General features: G+C 67.5%; 15 protein-coding genes. 1 reads left to right on the top strand and 14 read right to left on the bottom strand.

Annotated elements, in window-relative coordinates; all coding sequences use genetic code 11:
• Positions 1-109: 109 nt before the first annotated feature.
• From murG to dksA, 14 genes are all read right to left on the bottom strand, one after another.
• Complete coding sequence (gene murG, locus NU688_RS17720) at positions 110-1,174, bottom strand: undecaprenyldiphospho-muramoylpentapeptide beta-N-acetylglucosaminyltransferase (protein WP_257862075.1); 1,065 nt, start codon at positions 1,172-1,174, stop codon at positions 110-112.
• Positions 1,171-2,472, bottom strand: a complete 1,302-nt coding sequence (gene ftsW, locus NU688_RS17715) for a putative lipid II flippase FtsW (protein ID WP_257862073.1) — start codon at positions 2,470-2,472, stop codon at positions 1,171-1,173. Before ftsW ends, murG begins: the two co-directional genes overlap by 4 nt.
• Complete coding sequence (gene murD, locus NU688_RS17710; RefSeq protein WP_257862072.1) at positions 2,469-4,559, bottom strand: UDP-N-acetylmuramoyl-L-alanine--D-glutamate ligase; 2,091 nt, start codon at positions 4,557-4,559, stop codon at positions 2,469-2,471. Before murD ends, ftsW begins: the two co-directional genes overlap by 4 nt.
• A gap of 10 nt (positions 4,560-4,569) precedes the next feature.
• Entirely contained in the window at positions 4,570-5,748 is a 1,179-nt protein-coding gene (gene mraY, locus NU688_RS17705) for a phospho-N-acetylmuramoyl-pentapeptide-transferase (RefSeq protein ID WP_257862071.1), read from the bottom strand.
• Positions 5,749-5,770: 22 nt separating this feature from the next.
• A complete protein-coding gene (gene murF / locus NU688_RS17700; protein ID WP_257862070.1) occupies positions 5,771-7,210 on the bottom strand; it encodes a UDP-N-acetylmuramoyl-tripeptide--D-alanyl-D-alanine ligase in 1,440 nt (479 codons plus the stop codon).
• Positions 7,207-8,769 carry a UDP-N-acetylmuramoyl-L-alanyl-D-glutamate--2,6-diaminopimelate ligase gene (locus tag NU688_RS17695; protein ID WP_257862069.1) on the bottom strand — a complete coding sequence of 521 codons (1,563 nt, stop codon included), beginning with the start codon at positions 8,767-8,769 and terminating at the stop codon, positions 7,207-7,209. The genes murF and NU688_RS17695 overlap by 4 nt, the downstream gene beginning before the upstream one ends.
• Positions 8,770-8,771: 2 nt before the next feature.
• Complete coding sequence (locus tag NU688_RS17690; RefSeq protein ID WP_257862068.1) at positions 8,772-10,526, bottom strand: penicillin-binding protein 2; 1,755 nt, start codon at positions 10,524-10,526, stop codon at positions 8,772-8,774.
• Positions 10,523-10,870, bottom strand: coding sequence for a cell division protein FtsL (gene ftsL, locus NU688_RS17685; RefSeq protein WP_257862067.1), 348 nt, complete (start codon positions 10,868-10,870; stop codon positions 10,523-10,525). Before ftsL ends, NU688_RS17690 begins: the two co-directional genes overlap by 4 nt.
• 1 nt (position 10,871) lies before the next feature.
• The gene (rsmH, locus tag NU688_RS17680; protein WP_257862066.1) at positions 10,872-11,795 is read right to left on the bottom strand and encodes a 16S rRNA (cytosine(1402)-N(4))-methyltransferase RsmH; all 924 of its coding nucleotides are present in this window, start codon (positions 11,793-11,795) and stop codon (positions 10,872-10,874) included.
• An 8-nt stretch (positions 11,796-11,803) separates the two neighbouring features.
• Positions 11,804-12,232 carry a division/cell wall cluster transcriptional repressor MraZ gene (mraZ, locus tag NU688_RS17675; RefSeq protein WP_012746060.1) on the bottom strand — a complete coding sequence of 143 codons (429 nt, stop codon included), beginning with the start codon at positions 12,230-12,232 and terminating at the stop codon, positions 11,804-11,806.
• A 272-nt stretch (positions 12,233-12,504) separates the two neighbouring features.
• Complete coding sequence (gene hslU, locus NU688_RS17670; protein ID WP_176660160.1) at positions 12,505-13,833, bottom strand: ATP-dependent protease ATPase subunit HslU; 1,329 nt, start codon at positions 13,831-13,833, stop codon at positions 12,505-12,507.
• A gap of 2 nt (positions 13,834-13,835) precedes the next feature.
• The gene (hslV, locus tag NU688_RS17665) at positions 13,836-14,381 is read right to left on the bottom strand and encodes an ATP-dependent protease subunit HslV (protein ID WP_257862064.1); all 546 of its coding nucleotides are present in this window, start codon (positions 14,379-14,381) and stop codon (positions 13,836-13,838) included.
• A gap of 54 nt (positions 14,382-14,435) precedes the next feature.
• Positions 14,436-16,100, bottom strand: a complete 1,665-nt coding sequence (locus tag NU688_RS17660; protein WP_257862063.1) for an STAS domain-containing protein — start codon at positions 16,098-16,100, stop codon at positions 14,436-14,438.
• Between the two features lie 48 nt (positions 16,101-16,148).
• On the bottom strand, positions 16,149-17,126 hold the full coding sequence (gene dksA, locus NU688_RS17655) for an RNA polymerase-binding protein DksA (RefSeq protein WP_257862412.1): 978 nt from the start codon (positions 17,124-17,126) through the stop codon (positions 16,149-16,151).
• A 378-nt stretch (positions 17,127-17,504) separates the two neighbouring features.
• Between dksA and NU688_RS17650 the strand changes: the two genes are divergently transcribed.
• The gene (locus tag NU688_RS17650) at positions 17,505-19,004 is read left to right on the top strand and encodes a YdgA family protein (RefSeq protein WP_257862062.1); all 1,500 of its coding nucleotides are present in this window, start codon (positions 17,505-17,507) and stop codon (positions 19,002-19,004) included.
• The last annotated feature ends 95 nt before the right edge of the window (positions 19,005-19,099 follow it).

Here is a 19,099-nt window from a genome sequence, read left to right as displayed (position 1 = left end):
AGGCCCGTTCGTGAGACACCGCGGATCCGGCTTTGCCGGGCCGCTGGTGTCGCCCCCGGCGAGGGGGTTGGCGAAGCGACACGAAGTGCGCGAAGACTGGGGGAGCGCGTCATCTTGCAAGCTCCTCGCAGGCGCGGACGACGGCTTCCACGGCTTCGGTCTTCTGCATGGTCTTGGCCTTCGCGGCCTTCTCGATCAGCGCGGTGCGCCCGGTGTTCTGTAGCAAATCAGCCAGCAATTCAGGAGTGAGGTCGGCCTGCTGCACCAGCCAGCCGCCGCCCGCATCCACGAGGAAGCGCGCGTTGGTGGTCTGGTGGTCGTCGACCGCCGAGGGGAAAGGCACGAACAGCGCTGCTGCGCCGACGGCCGCGATTTCTGTGACGGTGCTGGCACCGGCGCGCGCGACGATGATGTCCGCGTCCGCATAGGCCTGCGCCGTGTCTTCGATGAACGGCGTGAGTTCGCCCTCGACGCCCGCGGCCGTGTAGTTGGCGCGCAGTTCGTCGATCTGCTTGGTGCCGCTCTGGTGCAGCACCTGCGGGCGCGTGGCCGGCTCGATGCGGGCCAGCGCCTGCGGCACCACGGTGTTGAGACCGCGCGCGCCGAGGCTGCCGCCCACGACCAGCAGCTTGAGCGGACCGGTGCGGCCCGCGAAACGCGAAGCCGGATCGGGCTGCGAGGTGAACGCCGCGCGCAGCGGATTGCCGACCCACTGCGCTTTCTTCAGCACATTCGGGAAGGCGGTGAACACGCGGTCGGCCACGCCCGCCAGCACCTTGTTGGCGAGGCCCGCGACCGAGTTCTGCTCGTGCAGCACCAGCGGCTTGTTGAGCAGCACGCCCATCATTCCGCCCGGAAAGGTGATGTAGCCACCCAGGCCCACCAGCACATCGGGCTTCACGCGGCGCACCACGCGAAAGCTCTGCCAGAAGGCGCGCAGCAGCTTCAACGGCAGCAGGAGCAATGTGAGCGGACCCTTGCCGCGCACGCCGCCGAACTGCACCGGCTCGAATGCGAAGCCGCGCGGCGGCACGAGCTTTTCTTCCATGCTGCCGGGCGCGCCCAGCCAGTGCACGCGCCAGCCGCGCTCGCGCAATGCCTCGGCCACGGCGAGGCCCGGGAAGATGTGGCCGCCGGTGCCGCCGGCCATCACGAGTGCGGTGCGCCCGGTCATACGCGACCTCCGCGCATGAGAACGCGGTTTTCGTAGTCGATGCGCAGCACGATGGCCAGCGCAATCATGTTCATCAGGATCGCCGAGCCGCCGAAGCTCATCAGCGGCAAGGTCAGGCCCTTGGTCGGCAGCGCGCCGAGGTTCACGCCCATGTTGATGAAGGCCTGGAAGCCGATCCACACGCCGACGCCCTGGGCCACAAGACCCGAGAACACGCGGTCCAGCGCAATGGCCTGGCGGCCGATGTGCATGACGCGACGGGTCAGCCAGAGGAACAGGCCGATGATCAGCAGTACGCCGACGAGGCCGAACTCCTCGCCGATCACGGCGAGCAAGAAGTCGGTGTGCGCCTCGGGCAGCCAGTGCAGCTTCTCGACGCTGCCGCCCAGGCCCACGCCGAAGATCTCGCCGCGCCCGATGGCGATCAGCGAGTGCGACAGCTGGTAGCCCTTGCCGAGTGCATGCTCCTCGCTCCACGGATCGAGGTACGCAAAGATCCGTTCGCGGCGCCATGGGCTGCTCGCCACGATGGTGCCGAAGGCCACCACCACGAGCGCGGCAATCACGAAGAACATGCGCGCGTTCACGCCGCCCAGGAACAGGATGCCCATGGCGATCACCGCGATCACCATGAACGCGCCCATGTCGGGCTCGGCCATCACCAGCATGCCGACCACCACCACCGCGATGCCCATCGGCAGCACGGCACGGAAGAACCGCTCCTTGATCTCCATCTTGCGCACCATGTAGCTGGCGGCGTAGAGCACCATCGCCACCTTCGCGAGCTCGGAGGGCTGGAAGCGCATGAAGCCCATCGGCAGCCAGCGCCGCGCACCGTTCACGCTGATGCCGATGTGCGGAATCAGCACCGCGACCAGCAGCAGCAGCGAGGCCACGAAAAGCCAGGGCGCGGCGCGCTCCCAGGTCTTCATCGGGATCTGGAAGGCCAGCAGCGCCGCGATGAAGGCGAACACCACCGAGGCCGCATGCCGCGTGAGGAAGAACGAGGCGCCGTAGCCGGCGCGCGCGAAGCGCGGGTTGTCGGGCAGCGCGATGGAGGCGGAATACACCATCACCAGGCCCCAGGTCAGGAGCGCGACGGTGACCCAGACCAGCGCCTGGTCGAAGCCCAGCACGCGCATCGGCGTGGCCTTGGTCTGCGCGATGCCGGCGCCGCCCAGCCGCACCGGCAGGTGCACGGGCAGCGAATCGATGCCGCTGCGGGCGCGCCTGAACCAGCCACCGAAGCGGCTGGTGCGGGTGTCGGGCGTCGAGGCGCCTGCAGCAGCGGAGTTCACAGCGTTTCCTCCGGGGACGAACCGTCGGTCGACATGCCGCGCGGGTTGTCCGCGAGCGCCTGGACGACCTCGCGGAACACTTCCGCGCGATGCTCGTAGTCGTTGAACATGTCGAAGCTCGCACAGGCCGGTGACAGCAGCACGGCATCGCCGGGGTTGGCGCGCGCGGTGGCCAGCTTCACGGCCTCGTCCATCGAGGCGGCATGCATCAGCGAGACGCCGGTGTTGGCCAGCGCGGCTTCGATCAGCGGTGCGTCGCGGCCGATCAGCACGACGGCGCGCGCATGCTGGGCCACGGGCGCGGCGAGCGGTTCGAAGTCCTGCCCCTTGCCTTCGCCGCCGAGGATCACGACCACGCGGCGGTCTTCGCCCAGGCCGTTCAGCGCCGCGACCGTCGCACCGACGTTGGTGCCCTTGCTGTCGTCGAAGTACTCGACGTCGTCGATCAGCGCGATCGGCTCCACGCGGTGCGGCTCGCCGCGGTATTCGCGCAGGCCGTAGAGCATCGGGCCCAGCGGGCAGTCGGCGGCGGTGGCGAGCGCGAGCGCGGCCAGTGCGTTCATGGCGTTGTGGCGGCCGCGGATGCGCAGCGCGTCGGCGGGCATCAGGCGCTGGAAGAAGATTTCTTCTTCGACCACCGCACCGCGCTTGCGCTTCTGCGTTTCGTCGGCTTCCAGCGCGCGCACCAGCCAGCCTACGCCGTTGATGCGCTCGATGCCGTAGTCGCCCGGGCGCTGCGGCATCGCGCTGCCGAAGGTGACGTGCGTGCGGATCTGCGGACGCTGCAGCTTCACCCGGACGGGCGGCGGCAACATCGCCATCACGCCGGCGTCGTCGCGGTTGAGGATCATCAGGCCGCGCGTGCCGAAGACGCGCGCCTTGGCGGCCGCGTATGCCGGCATGTCGCCGTGCCAGTCGAGGTGGTCCTGCGTGAGGTTGAGCACGGTGGCGGCGGTCGGCTCGAAGCCCTGCACGCCGTCGAGCTGGAAGCTGGAGAGTTCGAGCACCCACACGTCGGGCAGCGTCTCGGCGTCGATGTGCGCGGCCAGCGTGTCGAGCAGCGTCGGGCCGATGTTGCCGGCGACGGCCACGCTCTTGCCCGCGCGCTCGACCAGCTGGCCGGTGAGCGCGGTGACGGTGGTCTTGCCGTTGGTGCCGGTGATGGCGAGCACCGCGGGGGTGTAGCCCTTGGGCGCCGGCGGTTCCTCGATCGGCACCAGGGGCAGTTGGGTCGTCGGCTCTTCCTCCACCGCGGCGGAGGCCGGATTGGTGGCGGAGAGTTCGGCGATCTTGGCGACGAACTCGGCGGCCTCGCGGGCGGCCGTGGGGACGTAGGGCTTGCCGGTGGCGGGGAGCCTGGAGCCGGTGGCGGGTGCGGCTGCCGGCGTGGTCTCGTCTGCGACCGGTGGGACCGGAACGCTCAGCGAGGGATCGCGCGGCATGGCCTCCGCCATCGCGGGGGTTGCGGACTCGGGTGTTGCTTCGGGTGCTTCAGTTGCAGCGACAGGCTCGACGGTCTGCGCAGCCGCTTCAGCTTCGGCTTCGACCTGTTCGGTCACCGCAAGGACTTCCGGTGCGGCTGGCACTTCGGCCACCTCAATGGGTGCGGGTTCCGTCGGCTCGACGGTCAACGCCAGCTCGGCTTGTGCCTCGGGCAGCGCGGGTTCGGCAGGCACTTCGGCAACAGGTTCGACCGCGGCTTCAGACTCGACTTCGGCGACTTCCGCCACCGGCACTTCAACCGTCCGCAAATCCAGCAACGCGCGCGCGAAGAGGTCCAGCTCGCCGCCGACCGTCAGGCCCACGGCCCGTGCCGCATCGACGATCGGCGCAATGATTTCCGGAGACAGCCCCGGCGAGCGATACACCGCGCGAATCGGCGTGCCTTCGATCAGCGTGGCCGAGAACGGCCCGCCAATGAAGGTCACCCCAGGCAACTCCGCCTGCAGCGTCGCGAGCGCGGCGGGCGCCTCGCGCGTGTCCGCCACGGTCACGACCGCACCGTGGCGCGCGCACCAGCGCGCCATCGCCAGCCCGGACGCACCGAGGCCGAGGACGAGGACGGGGAGGTCTTTCAGATGGCGCATCTGTTTCTTCTCACCGCAGCTTCAGCGTCGAAAGACCCACGAGGCAAAGCAGCATCGTGATGATCCAGAAGCGCACCACGACCTGCGTCTCGCGCCAGCCGCTCTTCTCGAAGTGGTGGTGCAGCGGCGCCATCTTCAGCACGCGGCGGCCTTCGCCGTAGCGCTTCTTCGTGTACTTGAAGTACATGACCTGCGCCATCACCGAGATCGCCTCGACCACGAAGATGCCGCCCATGATGAAGAACACGATCTCCTGGCGCACGATGACCGCGATGGTGCCCAGCGCGCCGCCAAGCGCGAGCGCGCCCACGTCGCCCATGAACACCTGCGCCGGATGCGTGTTGAACCAGAGGAACGCGAGGCCCGCACCGGCCATGGCCGAGCAGAACACCAGCAGTTCGCCCGAGCCCGGGATGTTGGGGAACAAGAGGTACTTGGAATACACCGCGCTGCCCGTGACGTAGGCGAACACGCCCAGCGCCGAGCCCACCATCACCACCGGCATGATCGCAAGACCATCGAGCCCGTCGGTGAGGTTGACCGCATTGCTTGCGCCCACGATCACGAGGTACGTGAGGATCACGAAGCCGATGCCACCCAGCGGATAGCTCACTTCCTTGAAGAAGGGCACCAGCAGGTTGATCTTCGGCGGAAAGTCGAGGTCGAAGCCCGACTGCACCCAGGCGAAGAACAGCTGGATCACGCGCCAGTTGGAGCTCTCTGAAATGCTGAAGAGCAGGTAGAAGCCCGCGAGCAGGCCGACCACCGACTGCCAGAAATACTTCTCGCGCGAGCGCATGCCTTCGGGGTCCTTGCGCACCACCTTGCGCCAGTCGTCGACCCAGCCGATGGCGCCGAAACCCATCGTCACCCACAGCACGATCCACACGAAGCGGTTCGAGATGTCGAACCACAAGAGCGTGGCGAACGCGATCGCGAACAGCACCAGCACGCCGCCCATGGTGGGCGTGCCGCTCTTGGTGAGGTGCGTTTCCATGCCGTAGCCGCGGATCGGCTGGCCGATCTTGAGCGCGGTGAGGCGGCGGATCACGTAGGGACCGGCCACCAGGCCGACCACGAGCGCCGTCACCGCGGCCATCAGCGCGCGGAAGGTGAGGTACTGGAAAACGCGCAAAAACCCGAACTCGGGCGAGAGCGTCTGCAGCCATTGGGCAAGGCTCAGCAGCATGGTGTGTCGCGCGGCTCATGCGTCATGACCGGCCTCCTTTTGTTGTTTTGGGGTGTGACTGGGCGAGACCGCCGATGGCCTGCACCACGCGTTCCATCTTCATGAAGCGCGAGCCCTTGACGAGCACGCTGCCGACCAGCGGCAGGCGGGCGAGCACGGCGGCATGGAGCGCTTCGTAGTCACCGAAATGACGGCCGTTGTCCGCGTCCTGGAAGGCCGCGACGGTGTGCGCGGTCTCGGTGCCGAGCGTGTAGACGGCCTCGATGCCGCGCTGCTTCGCCCAGGCGCCGACCTCGGCGTGGAACTCCGGCGCGCGGTTGCCGACCTCGCCCATGTCGCCGAGCACCAGCAGGCGCGGACCGGGCAGGCCCGCGAGCACGTCGATGGCGGCGATCACGGAATCGGGGTTGGCGTTGTAGCTGTCGTCGACCAGCGTGAGCGTGTGCTTGTTCGATAGCACGACCTCGCTGGCCTTGGAGCGGCCCTTGACCGGTTCGAAGGCCGACAGGCCTTCGGCAACGCGATCGAGCGGCACGCCGGCGGCCAGCGCGCAGGCGGTGGCGGCCAGCGCGTTGCCCACGTTGTGGCGGCCGGCGATGTGCAACTGCGCATCGAAGGCGCCCAGCGGCGTGCGGATGCGCACCGCCCAGGCGCCCTGCTTCCATTCGGCGCTGTCCGGCGAGATGTCGGCACCCTCGTCTTCGCCGAAGGTCAGGCAGCGGCGCGAACCGCCGTCGTGCGCCATGTCGGTCCAGAGCGAGGTGAAGGTGTCGCCGTACGGGAAGACGGCCGTGCCGTCATCGGGCAGCACCGCGAACACGGCGGCGTTCTCGATGGCGACCGCCTCGACGGTGGCCATGAATTCCTGGTGCTCGCGCTGGGCGTTGTTGACCAGCGCGATGGTCGGGCGCGAGATGGCGGCCAGCCGCGCGATCTCGCCCGGATGGTTCATGCCCAGCTCGAGCACCGCGTGCTGGTGGCGCGCGCGCAGGCGCAGCAGCGTGAGCGGCACGCCGATCTCGTTGTTGAAATTGCCGGCCGTGGCCAGCGCGCGGTCGGCGCGGAAGGCGACAAGGATCGCCGCGATCATCTGCGTGACGGTCGTCTTGCCGTTGCTGCCGGTGACGGCGATCAGCGGCAGTTCGAACTGCGCACGCCAGCCCGCGCCGAGCGCACCCAGCGCAACCAGCGAGTCGGGCACTTCGAGGCCCGCGAGGCCGGCGGCTTCGAGTCCGTGGTGGGCGATGGCGGCGACGGCGCCGTGCTCCTTGGCCTGGGCCAGGAAATCGTTGGCGTCGAAACGCTCGCCCTTGAGCGCGACGAACAGGTCGCCCTCTGCCAGCGTGCGGGTGTCGGTGTGCACGCGCGCGATGACCGTCGCCGGGTCGCCCACGAGGCGCGAACCCGGAATCCATTGCTGCGCCTGGGCGAGCGTCATGTTCAGCGGCGTCATATCGCTCATGCCGCACCTCGCTTCGTCAGCGCATCCAGCGCATGGGTCTTGTCGGAGAACGGAATGCGCTGGCCCGCAATCTCCTGCCAGGCCTCATGGCCCTTGCCGGCGATCAGCACCACGTCCTGCGGCGCGGCCTGCGCGATCGCATCGGCGATGGCTGCCGCGCGGTCGGGCTGCACCTGGGCGGCGTCGGAACGCGAGAAGCCGCGCAGCACCTGGCTGATGATCGCGTCGGGCTTTTCGCTGCGCGGGTTGTCGCTGGTCACGATGACGTGGTCGGCCTGGCGCTCGGCGACGGCGGCCATCATCGGCCGCTTGATCGGGTCGCGGTCGCCGCCGCAGCCGAACAGGCACCAGAGCGCGCCGCCGCGCTGCTGCGCCAGTGGACGCAGGCCGGCGAGCGCCTTGTCGAGCGCGTCGGGCGTGTGGGCGTAATCGACCACGGCCAGCGGCGCATCGCCACCGACGCTCACGCGCTCCATGCGACCCGGCACGCTCGTGAGATTCGCGCAGGCTGCCACCGCCTGCGACAGCGAGAGCCCCAGCGCGCGCAGCGTACCGAGCACACCGAGCAGATTGGCCACGTTGTACTGGCCGATCAGGCCGGTGGAAAGCCGCTCGACCGATGCGGTGCCGTGTTCGGCCACCGAGAACTGCAGCCCCTGCGCGTCGTAGCCGATGTCGCGTGCCACGAGGCGCGCCGCCTTGCCGCCGGCCGACACGGTCCAGACGTCGAGCGCGCCGATGCCGGCGTCCACGAGATTGGCGCACAGGCTCGCGCCGTGCATGTCGTCGATGTTGATCACCGCGGCGCGCAGGCCCAGCCAGCGGAAGAGCTCGGCCTTGGCTTCCCAGTAGGCATCCATACTGCCGTGGTAGTCGAGGTGGTCCTGCGTGAAATTGGTGAACACCGCGACCGCGATCTGCGCGCCGTCGAGCCGGCGTTCGGCGATGCCGATCGACGAGGCCTCGATGGCGCAGGCGCCGAAGCCGCGCGCGACCAGCGCGCGCAACTCGCCCTGCATCATCACGGGGTCGGGCGTGGTGAGGCCGGTGTAGGTGAGATCGGGCGGCACGCCGATGCCCAGCGTGCCCATCACCGCGCAGGGCGAAGGTGCGCTGCGCTCCATGGTGCCGTCGGGCCGCATCGCGCGAACGCCGCCGGGCGCACGCAGCGTGGAAAGCGACTCGGCCAGCCACCACGCGGTGGAGGTCTTGCCGTTGGTGCCGGTCACAGCCAGCACGTCGAGCAGCGCCGAGGGGTTGTCGTGGAAGGCCGAGGCAATCGGGCCGGTGGCGGCCTTCAGGCCCGGGTAGGCCGCGATGCGGTCGCTGTATTCACTTTGATCGAAGCCGAAGGCATCGACGCCCTCGTACTCGACCAGGCAGGCTGCGGCGCCCTGCGCCAGCGCGGCCGCCACATGCTTGCGCCCGTCGGTCGCGGCGCCGGGCCACGCGATGAAGCCGTCGCCCGCGCCCACGGGCCGGCTGTCGGCATGCAGCGCACCCTGCACGCGCTCCTTGAGCCAGAGCGCGGCCAGTTGGGGGGATGTGAGTGTCAGCATGCTCAGAAGCTCTCGGGGGCGTCTTGCGTCAGCACGAGCGGCTTGACTGCCAGATCGGGGGCGACGTTCATCATGCGCAACGTCTGCTGCACGACTTCGCTGAACACGGGCGCTGCCGCAACGCCGCCGAAATACTGGCCGTCGCTGGGCTCGTCGATCATCACCGCGACGATGATGCGCGGCTTCTCGATGGGTGCCATGCCGGTGAACCACGCGCGGTACTTGTTGCTCGCGTAGCCCTTGCCGACCTGCTTGTGGGCCGTGCCCGACTTGCCGCCGACCGAATAGCCGATCGTCTGCGCGCGTGTGCCAGTGCCGCCGGGGCCGGCCGCCATCTGCAGCATCTTGCGCACGGCGAGCGCGTTGGAGGGCGAGAACACACGCATGCCGACCGGCGGCTCGGAGTTTTTGAGGATGGTGACGGGAATGATCGAGCCGTCGTGTGCGAACGAGGTGTACGAATGCGCCATCTGGAACAGCGACGCCGACAGCCCGTAGCCGTAGGCCATGGTGGCCTGCTCGACCGGCTTCCAGGTCTTCCACGGGCGCAGGCGCCCAGTGACCGCGCCGGGGAACTGGATCTGCGGCTTCTGGCCGTAGCCGAGCGCGGTGTAGGTGTCCCACATCTCGTGCGGGGTCATCTTCTGCGCGATCTTGAGCGCGCCGACGTTGCTCGACTTCTGGATCACGCCTTCGACCGTCAATGCCCCGTTGTTGTGGGTGTCGGTGATCGTGAAGCCTCCTAACTGGTAGCGGCCAGGAGTCGTATCGATGATGGTTTTTGGCGTGATCCTGCCCGCCTCCAACGCCATGGCGACAGTGATGGGCTTCATCGTCGAGCCGGGCTCGAAGGTGTCGGTGACCGCGCGGTTGCGCAGCTGTTCGCCGGTGAGGTTCTGGCGCTTGTCGGGTACGTAGCTCGGGTAGTTGGCCAGCGCCAGCACCTCGCCGGTGATGGAGTCGAGCACCACCACGCTGCCGGCCTTGGCCTTGCGCGCCGTCACCGCGTCGCGCAGCTTCTGGTAGGCGAAGAACTGCACCTTGCTGTCGACGCTCAGCTGGATGTCCTTGCCGTCCAGCGGCGGCACGATGTCGCCCACGCCCTCGACCACGCGGCCCAGGCGGTCCTTGATGACGCGGCGCGAACCCGCCTTGCCGGCCAGATCGCCGTTGAACGCGAGCTCGATGCCTTCCTGGCCGCTGTCTTCCACGTTGGTGAAGCCGACCACGTGCGCGGCGGCCTCGCCCTCGGGGTACTGGCGCTTGTATTCCTTGCGCTGGTAGATGCCCTTCAGGTTCATCGCGGCGATCTGCTTGGCGATGGGCTCGTCGACCTGGCGCTTGATCCAGACGAAGGTCTTGTCCTCGTCCTGGAGCTTCTTGTCGAAGTCTTTCTGCGGCATCTCCAGCAGCTTGGCCACCTGCTTGAGCTTGGCGCGCACTTCGGGGTCGTCGCGCTCGATGTCTTCGGGAATGGCCCAGATGCTCGGCGCCACCACGCTGGAGGCCAGGATGAGCCCGTTGCGGTCGAGGATGCGGCCGCGGTTGGCCGGCAACTCGAGCGTGCGCGCAAAGCGCACTTCGCCCTGCCGCTGGAAGAAGCTGTTGTTGAAGACCTGCACGTACGCGGCGCGCCCCGCCAGCATGACGAAGCCGAAGGCGATGCCCGCGACGATGAACTTGCTGCGCCACACCGGCGTCTTGCTCGCGAGCAAGGGGCTGGTGGTGTAGCGCACGCTGCGGTCGCTGCGGCTCATCGTGCAGCCCCCCTGGCGCTGGTGGCGGCCGGCTTCGGCGGCGTGACCGGCGGCAGCGGCGCGACGGCCGGGATCACCGAGCCGTCCGGGCGCACGTACTGCGTGATGGCCGGCGTGGTGGTGCGCATCTGCAGCTGCTCCTTGGCGAGCTTCTCGACGCGCAGCGGCGTGGCCTGGGCGCGCTTCTCGACCTGCAAGCGGTCGTGATCGGTATCGAGGCGGCGGGCTTCCTGCTGCACGCGGTCGAGCTCGGTGTAGAGCTGGCGCGAGCGGTACTGCGTATGGACGAGATAGAGCGACGTCGCGATGACGGCCATCAGCAGGAGCAGGTTCAGGCGGGCCATGTCAGTTGGCCCCGGTGCGTTCGGCCACGCGCAAGATCGCGCTGCGCGAACGCGGATTGCCGCGCACTTCGTCTTCGGACGGCTTGATGCGCTCGAGCGCATTGAGCTTCATCACCTTGGGCGCAGCAAAAGGCGCCCGGCGGTCGTAGACCTCCTTGGAGTGCTTCGCGATGAACTGCTTGACGATGCGGTCTTCCAGCGAGTGGAAGCTGATCACCGCGAGCCGGCCTCCGGGCTGCAACACGGACAGGCTCGCCTCTAGCGCCTGTTGCAGCTCTTCAAGCTCGGCGTTGATGAAAATCCGAAAAGCCTGAAATGTGCGCGTTGCAGGGTTCTGGCCCTGCTCGCGGGTTTTGACCGTGCCAGCCACGAGCTCGGCCAGTTCGGTGGTGGTTGAAATTGCGCCCCGTTCTTGTCGGCGAGCAACAATCGCCTTTGCAATCTGAACAGCAAACCGTTCTTCGCCATAGTCACGGATCACCTCTGCAATCTGCTGAAGTTCGGCCGTTGCCAGCCAATCGGCCACGCTCTCGCCGCGCGTGGTGTCCATGCGCATGTCGAGCGGGCCGTCGAATCGAAAACTGAAGCCGCGCACCGGGTTGTCGATCTGCGGCGAACTCACGCCCAGGTCCATCAACAAGCCGGTGACGCTCGCATCGGGCAATTCGCCCAGCGAACGGAATCCCTGGTGCCGGATGGAAAAACGCGCATCCGAGATGCGCGCTGCTTCGGCCACCGCTTCCGCATCCTTGTCGAATGCGATCAGCCTGCCTTCCGGCGCCAGCCGCGCGAGGATCGCGCGCGCGTGCCCTCCCCGACCGAAGGTGGCGTCCACGTAGGTGCCGGTGGCCGTCGTGCTGCCGGAAAGAAGGGCTTCCACCGCTTCGTTCAGCAAGACGGTCGTATGGGTCCATGGGGTGTTCACGTGGGTCCTCAGAACGCGAAGTCCTGAAACACATCCGGCATCTCGCCCTGGGTGGCCTCGGCCTCCTTGGCCTCGTAGGTGGCCTTGTCCCAGAGTTCGAAGTGGTTGCCCATGCCCAGCAGCAGCGTGTCGCGCACGATGCCGGTGGCGGCGCGCAGCTCGGGCGAGACCAGGATGCGGCCGGTGCCGTCCATCTCCACGTCCATCGCGTTGCCGAGGAAGACGCGCTTCCACCACTGCGCCGACATCGGCAGTGCGGCGATGCGCTCGCGGAATTTTTCCCATTCGGGACGGGGGAACACCATCAGGCACCCGTGCGGATGCTTGGTGATCGTGAGCTGGCCGCCTGCCGTCGCGCTCAGGACGTCACGGTGCCGGGTCGGCACGGAGAGCCGCCCCTTGGCATCCAGACTGAGCGATGAAGCGCCTTGAAACACGACCACAAACCCCTGTGTTGGGAGGTGCTGCAATGCCCGAAAGAGGCACTACCCGCACTTTTTCCCACTTAACTGCACTTTTTTGCACTGTAGCAGGAAACACTTGGGGCGCAACTGGCCGTTGGTGGTATTTTTTGTAATGGAATCAACGACTTAGCGCCGATTCCAAAACCTCGGAATCGGTGAATTTCGTTGAAAATGAAGTACTTAGCTCACGCAGTGAAAGTAATGCGTGAAGCATTCCCCCGTTACAGGGGGAAGAGGAAGCAGCTTCAGAGGATGAAGCGCGAAAGGTCTTCGTCGTGACTTAGTGCCGCGAGGCGCTCGTCGACGTAAGCGGCATCGATGCGAATCGTCTGACCCTCGATGCGGGCCGCGTCGAAGCTTACCTCATCGAGCAGGCGCTCCATCACGGTCGACAAACGGCGTGCGCCGATGTTCTCGGTGCGCTCGTTCACCTCGAAGGCGATGCTCGCCAGCCGGGTCACGCCGTCAGGCTGGAAATCGAGCGTCACACCCTCCGTCGCGAGCAGTGCCTGGTACTGCTTCACGAGCGAAGCGCGGGTCTGCGTGAGGATGCTCTCGAAGTCCGACACCGAGAGCGATTGCAACTCGACGCGGATCGGAAAACGTCCCTGCAGCTCAGGAATCAGATCGCTCGGCTTGCTCAGGTGGAACGCGCCGCTCGCGATGAACAGCATGTGGTCGGTGCGCACCACGCCGTACTTGGTGGTCACGGCCGTGCCCTCGACCAGCGGCAGCAAATCGCGTTGCACGCCTTGGCGCGACACGTCGGAGCCCTGCGCTTCGCTGCGGGTCGCAACCTTGTCGATTTCGTCGATGAAGACGATGCCGTTCTGCTCGGCGTTGGTGATCGCCTGCGCGCGGATCTCGTCCTCGTTGACCAGCTTGGCGGCCTCCTCGTCGATCAGGAGGCGCAGCGCCTCGGCGATCTTGAGCTTGCGCGTCTTGCGCTTGCCGCCGCCCATCTGGCCGAACATGCCGCGCAGTTGCTCGGTCATTTCCTCCATGCCGGCGGGGCCCATGATCTCGAGCGGCGTGCGGGTCTCGGCGAGGTCGAGTTCGATTTCCTTGTCGTCCAGCTGATGCTCGCGCAGCTTCTTGCGGAAGGCCTGGCGCGTGGGGTTGGGGCCGTCGATCGCCGCGGTCGTGCCGTCGGCGCCGCGCGCCGGGGGCAGCAGCACGTCGAGGATGCGGTCTTCGGCGGCGTCTTCGGCCCGCGCGCGCACCTTGGCGCTTTCGGATTCGCGGGTCTGCTTGACGGCGATTTCGGCGAGGTCGCGGATGATCGAATCGACGTCCTTCCCGACATAGCCCACCTCGGTGAACTTGGTCGCCTCGACCTTGATGAAAGGCGCGTCCGCCAGACGCGCGAGACGGCGGGCGATCTCGGTCTTGCCCACGCCCGTCGGGCCGATCATGAGGATGTTCTTTGGGGTGATTTCGCTGCGAAGCTTTTCGTCGACCTGCTGGCGGCGCCAGCGGTTGCGCAAGGCGATGGCCACGGCGCGCTTGGCAGCCGGCTGCCCAACGATGTGGTTGTCGAGCTCGGAGACGATTTCCTGGGGGGTCATGGACATGGTCAGAGCGCTTCCACTGTGTGGTTCATGTTCGTGTAAATGCAGATTTCTCCGGCGATCGCCAGCGATTTGCGCACGATCTGCTCGGCTGTGAGGTCGGTGTTGTCGATCAGCGCCTTGGCCGCCGACTGGGCATACGCGCCACCCGAACCGATGGCGATCACGCCGTCTTCGGGCTCCAGCACGTCTCCGTTGCCGGTGATGATGAGCGAGGTGGTGGCGTCCGCCACGGCCAGCATCGCCTCGAGCTTGCGCAGCACGCGATCGGTGCGCCAATCCTTGGTGAGCTCGACCGCCGCGCGGGTCAGGTTGCCCTGGTGCTTTTCGAGCTTGGCCTCGAAGCGCTCGAAGAGCGTGAAGGCATCGGCGGTGGCGCCGGCGAAGCCGGCCAGCACCTTGCCGTGATAGAGGCGGCGCACTTTGCGCGCCGTGCCCTTGATGACGATATTGCCGAGAGTGACCTGCCCGTCCCCGCCGATGGCGACCTGGTCGCCTTGGGGGGTCTTGCGGCGCACGCTCACGATGGTGGTGCCGTGAAACTGTTCCATCGCAGCCATCTGGGGATGGCCGAGGGCAATGCAACCCCGGAGCAGGGGGCGGTTTCAGTTCTTTCGAACGGCTACGGTTGCGTGGTCGGCAATGCCTACCAGGCCGAAAAGCGCGGCGATCAGCCGGTGCGCATCGACGAACTGCACCCGCTCGCCATTGGCGTCGCGCGCCCGCACCCAGCTCAGCAACGTGCCGGCGGCGGCCAGGTCCATGCGCAGCAGCGCCGCGCACGAAATGACGGGCGCCGTGGTGTGCCGCAGGTCCGTGTCCAGCCGTTGCCAGGCCGACAGCGATTCGCCCCGCAGATCGCCCGCCAGCGCGGCAAAGCCCGTGTCGTGGGTGGGAAAGCTCTCGGATTCGGCACTCGACAGCAGCGACCACACCGAGCTGCTGCGGCTCGGCGGCGGCGCGGCGAGCGCGGTGCATTCGCCGATCGGGTCCTGCCAGGACGGCGGCGACACCTCGTAGGTGATGCAGTAGTTGAGCGCCACCAGCTCGAAATCGTCGGGCAGGTGCATCACCCGCAGCGCGGACAGGTGCAGCTGCCACCAGACGTCGTCGGTGCCGCGTTCGTTGTTGGGCGCCGCCTCGGCCAGCACTGCCAGCAGTTGCGCGGTGCCGATGAAGCGCAGCTTGACCGGCGAATCGGCCCAGTGGGTCAGCAGCACGCGCAGCGGCGCGGCCGCTTCGGGCTCGATGGCGGTCAGCGAGCGCCAGTCGAGCGTCCAGACCGAACCGGCCTGCGACAGCGCGCGCGTGAGGCTCATCAGCCCCTCGCGGGCCAGGCGCGCGGGGCTGTTCCAGTCGGCCTGGGCGCCACCGCCCTCGCCGCCGTGCTCGGCCTCTTCGCTCGCGGTCACCGCCTTCACGCTGCGCGCCAGGTCCTCGAGCGACACCCAGTCGGGGCCCATGCGCTTCATGCGCTGCGCGTAGCGCATGCGGGCGGCCGCGAACTTGGCGGCGTCGCCGGTGGCGCGGTACAGGTCGAACAGGGTGCGCCAGCGGCTGTCGTCGCGTTCGGCCGCGGCGTCGTTCTCGCCGTCGGCGGCCGGGGTGCTCTCGGACGCCAGCGCTTGCAGCAGGATGGCCTCGGCGCCGGCATCGTCGCCGTGCGCGAAGCGGATCACGGCCTCTTCCATCGCGCCGTCGTGCGCCAGCCGGGAAGACAGCAGCGGCGGCGCACCGCCGGCACCTGCCGCACCTGCGGCTTCGACGGGCGCCACAGCCGCCACCGTGCGGTGCACCGGAGGCGGTTGAAGCAGATCGTCGACATGCACCGGCGGCAGCGTCTCGGCCCCGGCATCGGGCGGCGGGTTGACCAGCGTTTCGCCGTTCGGGCCGCGGCCCTTCCACCACTGCTGCGACATCTGCTCTTCGATCTCGTCGATCTTCTTGAGCGTGAGCGCGCGGCCCTCGGACTTTTCCGAAGAGCTGTTGATGTTGAACGACGACGGCGTGACCGTCGCCTCGAAGGCGTGGGCGGCCGCCTCGCGCTGACGAAGCTTGCGCAGCATGTCGAACTCGCGCCGGCGCACGAAGTCGTTGCGCTGGCGCCGCTCGATCATCTCCTTGAGCATCTCCCGGCTGTAGGTCTGCTCGGGCAGCGAGGAGTCCGACGTCGCGGAGGAAGGCGCATCCAGCTCCGACCAATCCTTGAGCGGATTGCGGACAAACTTGGCCACCTTCGAGAAAAGACGGCCCGATTCTTCCTTTGGCATTCGGTGAAGACTATCGAACAGGCTGGTTTTTATCTACCTTGACCCGGTTCAATCTCCGAACATTTTCTGCTTGAGCTCGCGGCGCTGTTGCGCCTCGAGCGACAGCGTGGCGGTCGGGCGGGCCAGCAGGCGGCCGACGCCGATCGGTTCGCCGGTCTCGTCGCAGTAGCCGTAGTCGCCGGCATCGATGCGCTGGATCGACTGCTCGATCTTCTTGAGCAGCTTGCGCTCGCGGTCGCGGGTGCGCAGTTCGAGGGCGTGTTCTTCCTCGATGGTGGCACGGTCGGCCGGATCGGGCACGACCACCGTGTCTTCACGCAGGTGCTCGGTGGTCTCGCCGGCGTTTTCCAGGATGCCGCGCTTGAGTTCGACGAGCTTCAGGCGGAAGAACGCCATCTGCTTTTCGTTCATGTACTCGGTGTCGGGCATCGCGATGACTTCGGCATCGGTCAGCTCGGCGGGCGACTTGGTCTTCCAGTTGTTCGCGAGCTTGGGGTCTTTCTTGACGGCCAGCGGCGGCGGCGGCACCAGCGCGGTGGACGGCGCCTGCGAGAAGCTGGACTTGGCGGCGGTCGACGCCACGGACTGCGGCATCGAGGGGACGGTCAGTTGCGACAACCGGGACACACGGCCCCCACGCGCGGCGGGTGCGGGCGTGGCGGTTTGAACGGGCATCGAGGGTGTCGCCGGGGCGGAAGAGGAGGCGGCAGCCGTTTTTTTCATGGGGATCGGGGGAGCAGAAGGAACGGCAGCAGGGCGGCCGACGGGTTTGGATGACGATGAACCCGTGCCTGCGGTCTTGGTTGCTGTTGCAGGTTTGGCGGGCTTGACGGACTTCTTTGTCGCAGCAGTGGCAACGGCCTTGACCGGTGGTGCTGCGGGCTTTTTGGACGCGCTTTTCTCCTTCGTTGCAGGCGCTTTCGCGGTGGCGGAAACCTTTTTCGCTGCGGGTACAGCCTTCGCAGCCGGCGCCTTCTTTGCGGCGGGCTTGGATGCTGGCGTGGCCTTGGCGGCGGGTTTCTTCACGGTGACTGGCTCCTTGGACGAACTGGAACGCGCTTTCACTGGGTGTCTCCTCCCATGGGAACCACTCGCGGCTTTCGTGCCGCGCGGGCTCCACGTTGTCGGGGTGCTCGCGGTTGCGAACCCCGGGGTTATACCCCCGAAAGCCCTGCAGAAACGTGCGGCGCCCCGTGCCGGAAGTCACATCTCGTCCATCGAACGGGGTATGGCCACCGGAACAGGCGCGCGATTGTATAGAGAACTCGAAACCGCTGGCGATGTGTCTGCATGCCGGTCGCGTCCGGTAGCATCGGCCGGCGTTGCCGGAGGGGGTGACGCAAGGCCCGCCTTGCCCATACGCGGTACGGGCCCATCCGATCATTCGATAAAAGAAAGCAAGCCTTGAGCAAGAAAGCAGTTCTGGGAGCGGTGGCCGCGGCCATCGTCGTCGCCTACGGGGGGAGCACCTGGTGGACCGGTTCGAAGGTCCGCTCGATCTACGACACCGCGCTCGACGAGATGCCCAAGCAGACCGCGCTGGTGCGTGTGACCGAGCGCAAATACGAGCGCGGTTTCTTCGGCGCCGTGAGCACCGTGACGCTGGAAATCGGCTGCGCGGCCGACACCCCTGCCGTGGCGCAGGCGCCCGCCGCCAAGCCCGCAGAGGGCGAGGAGCAGCAGGAGGAAGAAGACCGCGACGAGACGGAAGCCAAGCCGTCCAAGCCCCTGCGCATCACCATCCGCGACACCATCCACCACGGCCCGATCGCCGGCGGCACATTCGCGGCCGCCACCATCGACAGCGAGCTGGTGCTCGACATCAAGGGCCAGGCCGAGGCCGAGAAACTGTTCGGCAAGGCCAAGCCGCTGACGGCGTTCACCAAGGTCGGCTTCGACGGCAGCTACGCCATCGACATGGCGGTCGCGCCCGTCAAGTTGGCCGAAGAAGGCAAGGGCGAACTCGCATGGCAGGGCGCGAAGGCCCACATCGAGGTGAACGCCGCGCGCACCAAGGCGCGCTACGACCTGACCATGCCCGGCCTCGACTTCAACGACCCCGCCAAGGGCCTGCAGATGAAGATGGGCAAGCTCAGCGCCAAGGCTGACACGGACACCAGCGCGGGCTGGGTCCTGGCCACCGGCAAGTCCGAAGGCCGCCTCGAGTCCTTCGAGTTCTCCGCCGCCAAGGGCTTCGGGCGCAGCGCCGATGCCGACGCGCCGGCCGGCACACACAAGCCTGTGAAGGTGCTGCTGCAGAACGTCGACCTGACCGCCGACGCCAGCATCAAGGACGGCCTCTACGCCTCGGACGCCACCCTCAAGGGCCAGGGCAAGATCGGCGAGACGAGCATCGACAAGTTCGAGATGTCCAGCGGCGGCCGCCGCATCCACGCCGCCGGCTACAAGAAGCTGGCCGACGCCTACATGCAGTCCAGCGCCGCGGCCGGCTGCGGCAAGAGCAGCAAGGCCACGCAGGCCGCGATGAAGGCGCTGACCGACCAGCTCGCCCCCGACCTCAAGGCCATGGCCAAGTACAGCCCCGAATTCGGCCTCGACAAGATGGTGGTCGAAATCGGCGGCAAGCGCGGCGAAGTCAGCTACACGGCCGGCATGGTCGGCGTGACCGACGAAGACCTGCAGGCCCCCGGCATGGCCCTCCTGATGAAGCGCGGCGTGCTCAAGGCCAACGCACGGCTGCCGGTGCAATGGCTAGAGCAGATCGCCGCCACCGGCGCCGAGAGCGGCCAGACGCCACCGCCCGAAATGGTGGCGGGCCTGATCGAGCAAGGCGAAGAAAAGGGCTTCGTGAAGCGCGACGGCGAGCACGTCACCGGGCAGATCGAATTCAGCGAAGGCAGCCTGAAGGTCAACGGCAAGCCACTGACCGAACTGGGCAAATAAGGTATTTCTCCCTCCCCCGCTGGGGGAGGGCCGGGGTGGGGGCACGACGGCCTCCCAAAAAACACGGCGCCTGATCGAAGGCCTGCCCCCATCCC

The sequence above is a fragment of the Variovorax sp. ZS18.2.2 genome (assembly GCF_024701975.1).
Classification (GTDB): domain Bacteria; phylum Pseudomonadota; class Gammaproteobacteria; order Burkholderiales; family Burkholderiaceae_C; genus Variovorax.
This window is presented reverse-complemented; position numbering and strand designations above follow the sequence as displayed.